At 26.7% G+C, this 4,006-nt stretch carries 5 protein-coding genes; all 5 read right to left on the bottom strand.

The genetic code is table 11. The features are described from left to right. On the bottom strand, nucleotides 1-217 hold a 217-nt coding region (locus J7M77_RS07845), incomplete at its 3' end, for a hypothetical protein (RefSeq protein ID WP_296877277.1). Nucleotides 218-618: 401 nt separating this feature from the next. Beyond that, entirely contained in the window at nucleotides 619-978 is a 360-nt protein-coding gene (locus J7M77_RS07840) for a nucleotidyl transferase AbiEii/AbiGii toxin family protein (RefSeq protein ID WP_296877276.1), read from the bottom strand. Beyond that, complete coding sequence (locus J7M77_RS07835; protein WP_296877275.1) at nucleotides 978-1,520, bottom strand: hypothetical protein; 543 nt, start codon at nucleotides 1,518-1,520, stop codon at nucleotides 978-980. Before J7M77_RS07835 ends, J7M77_RS07840 begins: the two co-directional genes overlap by 1 nt. A gap of 198 nt (nucleotides 1,521-1,718) precedes the next feature. Further along, nucleotides 1,719-2,276 carry a hypothetical protein gene (locus tag J7M77_RS07830; RefSeq protein ID WP_296877274.1) on the bottom strand — a complete coding sequence of 186 codons (558 nt, stop codon included), beginning with the start codon at nucleotides 2,274-2,276 and terminating at the stop codon, nucleotides 1,719-1,721. A gap of 557 nt (nucleotides 2,277-2,833) precedes the next feature. Then, a partial coding sequence (gene lysS, locus J7M77_RS07825) for a lysine--tRNA ligase (RefSeq protein WP_296877273.1) occupies nucleotides 2,834-4,006 on the bottom strand: 1,173 nt, incomplete at its 5' end.

Raw genomic sequence — 4,006 nt, 5'->3', positions numbered from 1 at the left:
TATTCATTTTTGGTTCTTTGCTCATTAATATAATATGATCTTCATCTTCACCTATAGCATTATAACCACTATAAATAATATCATCATAGGTTTGCTTATTTAATGAAGTTTTTAATTCATTGATCTGTATAACTGGTTCATCTTTTTTTGTGACAAAATAAATCCCAATTCCAATGATCAATATAACGATAATACCAATAATTATTTTCTTTTTCATTTTGCCAACTTCCTAGTTTAGAAACTTCTAAATCCCTTTTTGAAAACTAATTAAATATAAATTGAATAAAAATAGATATTTGATATAAGATAACTATCCCTTATCTAATATATACAATTTATTATTCACTTTATCAATAAAAAAGCACTAAATGGTCATTAATCACATCGAATGGTAAGAAATTAATTATTATTGAAATTTAAGTTTCGATTTTCTCATTATAAAAAGGTAAAGAATTAGCTCTTTACCTTTTTATGTTTGTTGCAATGCTTCTCTTGTTAATGGATTTGGTACAAAATCTGTGCTTTTTAAATAGATACTGCCGCACGTGTTATTTAAAATTAGAAAATGGTTATAATTTTCCATTAATTGCAAAGGAATATAATAAATTTGATTTCCAGCTAAATCAATTTTTTAATAAATACTCTTTTCCCATGATAATCTTGTTGATTTAATTCTTCAATATTTCCAAAACGAATAAACTTTATTCCCTCAATACAATTGACTTTTTTAATAAATAAATCGATTGAGGAATCGGACAAAGAATATTTTATAAAATCAATATCTAAATCTTGTGTTGCTCTACGTATATTATTAGTTTTACTACGCATCACAACCCCACCTTTAATGGTTGCATTCCTACTTAATGTGCTATCTGAAATAGCTTTTAATAATAAATCTTGACATACTTTAGCACCTGCATTAGCTTCACTATACCCGTTTTGTTTTTCATTTTCTATTAATTCTAAAAGATTAATCATTACAATATCTCCAATTGCAAAGTTTCTAATACCATATTTGTTTTTGGCAAAGCATACGCATATTCTTGAATAGTTTGAATGTCTAATTCACTGATAATTTTTCTATAATTAAGTAGAATTTCTTTATAATAATCAAATGGTAGTTTATTTTTATTACGTATGAGTTCTATTAACATTCGTTCCTTATTATATATTTTTATTTCTACATTGTTATAATTCATTTTTATAGCACCCAGATTTAATTCTTTACTATTTTCAAATTTTTGTTTAATTCTTTTATCTCGTATTCTTGTAATTTCTTTTGCAGTTACTATAAAATATAAATCCGGAATGTCATCAGTTAATCCATGATAGTAAAAGGCACTATTCAATGTAAAAATTGCATTTGGATATTTCATAGAAATGATTGCCAATTCAGATACATATTTTGTATCTGAATAAATTCCTTTTTCAATTTTAAATATTTGCTCGTTATTTATTGCTTGCTTTATTTTCCTATCTGTACCAAACATTTTAATACACTGAGAATAAGAATATAACATATAGACACCTCCGTAAGTAATTAACTGTATTTTTTTATTTTTTACAGTTATTCACTTACATTATATATTTTATTTTATCGGTGTCAATATAGATATAAAACAAGTTAATTAACTATAGTTATTTATACGTTTATTTTAAGTATCAATTTAAAATAAAAATAATCTATATATGTTCTTCTTTCATCAGATCGCTTTATTTCAAATCTTGTGAAGCCATGATTTTGTATTTGGATCATATATTTCTACTTGATATTGAGTTTCTTCCAATAAGATCATTACACCCATTTGATACCTATATTCACCATCTATATCACAATATTCTTCTATCTTAACTTTATCTTTATTAATTTCATCACCAAGTTGTTTCTCAAAATACCAGTAACCTTTAAATTCACAAACCATGACATCTTTATCAACACTATTTCTTTTATGTAAAATTAAATCAGGAGAAGATCCCTTAGGTCTAGAATGAGTTATTTTTGATCTGTTATATAATCTATTATACTCAACATCTACCCTTAACTCTTTATCTTTTTTTAATCGTCCATCTTTCATGTTTTGAATTAATAAGTTTTGAAAGTGATATGCTATCTTAAAGACTATTGGTCTTTCTCCAACATGTTCTTCCATATTTGTTCCTTTATGTGTAGGCTCATGAGATATTAAAAAATTATTATCTTCTTTATATACTTCTTCAATTGATGTTTTTAATAACTCCAAAACTAAATTAAGATCTATTTCATATTTTTCTATCATTTATAGCACCTCACTCTTTAATAATGGTTATCTTATTTTTGTTCTGTGTGAAAAATATTATCCAATAAAAGGCATAGCATAGTTAACATTTTTTCTAGCTATAATAGTTTACCTTTTGATATTATCATCTTATAATAAATTAATTTTGTTAATGGTATAATCAATCATACTATTAAGATATTTTATTTACAAAAATATCTCTTTAATATTTCCAAGTTCCATAATTTTAGACATTCTCAAGTAAATTATTTGTTATCAAACCCTATTTTATATAAACAATCTAAGTTATACAGTAAAAATATTACAAGAAACATAAAAAACTCTTGTTGACTACATCTGTCATATACGGATAATTAGACAATCATTTATAACAGTAACTAACCTAGTGCTAAGTTCTCTCTAAAAACTAGAAAAGGTAAGGATCACGACTCCTTACCTTTTGGCATTTGGTACAATGCTATCTGATTTATAAGCAAATTATAATATGTAATCTGCTTAATTACAAGTATATTTCTTTTTATAGCAAAGATTTCAAATATTATTTTATTAATATATTTCTACTTCTTAACGCGCATTTGAGGGAACAGGATAACTTCCTGGATAGATTCTTGATTAGTTAATAACATAACAAGTCTATCAATACCCATACCCATTCCACCTGTTGGTGGTAATCCGTATTCCAAAGCTTCTACGTAATCCAAGTCCATTTCGTTGGCCTCATCATTTCCGAGTTCTTTTTCCTTTAACTGATTGGCAAATCTTTCATATTGATCGATTGGATCGTTTAATTCAGTAAAAGCATTTGCATATTCGTTACCACAAATAAATAATTCAAAACGTTGGGTAAAACGAGGATCATCTAAGTTTTTCTTAGCTAATGGTGAAATTTCAATTGGATGTCCATATACAAATGTTGGATCAATAATTGTTTCTTCAACATATTTTTCAAAGAATTCATTAATGATATGTCCATATCCATAATGTGGTTCAACTTCAATATCATGTTCTTTAGCTAAAGCTTTAGCTTCTTCAAAAGTCATATCCAAAGCAAAATCAATTCCTGTTTTTTCTTTAATTGCTTCAGTCATTGAAATACGTTTAAATCCTGGTGCTAATGATAATTTATGTCCTTTGTATTCAATATCATAAGTACCACAAACAACTTTAGCAGCATTAGAAATAATTCCTTCAGTTAGATCCATCATACCTTCAAGATCACTAAAAGCTTTATAAACTTCGATTGTTGTAAACTCTGGATTATGAGTTCTATCCATTCCTTCATTTCTAAATAAACGTCCAATTTCATAAACAGCATCCATACCACCAACAATCAATCTTTTTAATGATAACTCAGTGGCAATACGTAAATAATAATTCATATCTAAAGTATTATGATGAGTAATAAATGGACGAGCTGCAGCACCACCTAAAATTGGATTTAATACTGGTGTTTCGACTTCCACATAACCTTGATCATCTAAATAATGTTGGATTGAACGAATGATTTTTGGTCTTGTAAAAGCAATTTTTCTAGCTTCTTCATTCATAATTAAGTCAACATAACGACGACGATAACGTTCTTCTACATCAGTTAAACCATGATATTTTTCTGGTAATGGACGTAATGCTTTAGTTAAATGAGTGTATTTAGATACTTTAACTGAACATTCACCAGTGTTTGTCATAAAGACAGTTCCTTCAACACCAACGATATCCCCAATATCACCTTT

The organism is Thomasclavelia sp. (assembly GCF_017889095.1).
Lineage (GTDB): Bacteria > Bacillota_I > Bacilli_A > Erysipelotrichales > Coprobacillaceae > Thomasclavelia.
The sequence above is the reverse complement of the archived record's forward strand: the minus strand, read 5'-3'. Positions and strand labels throughout refer to the sequence as shown.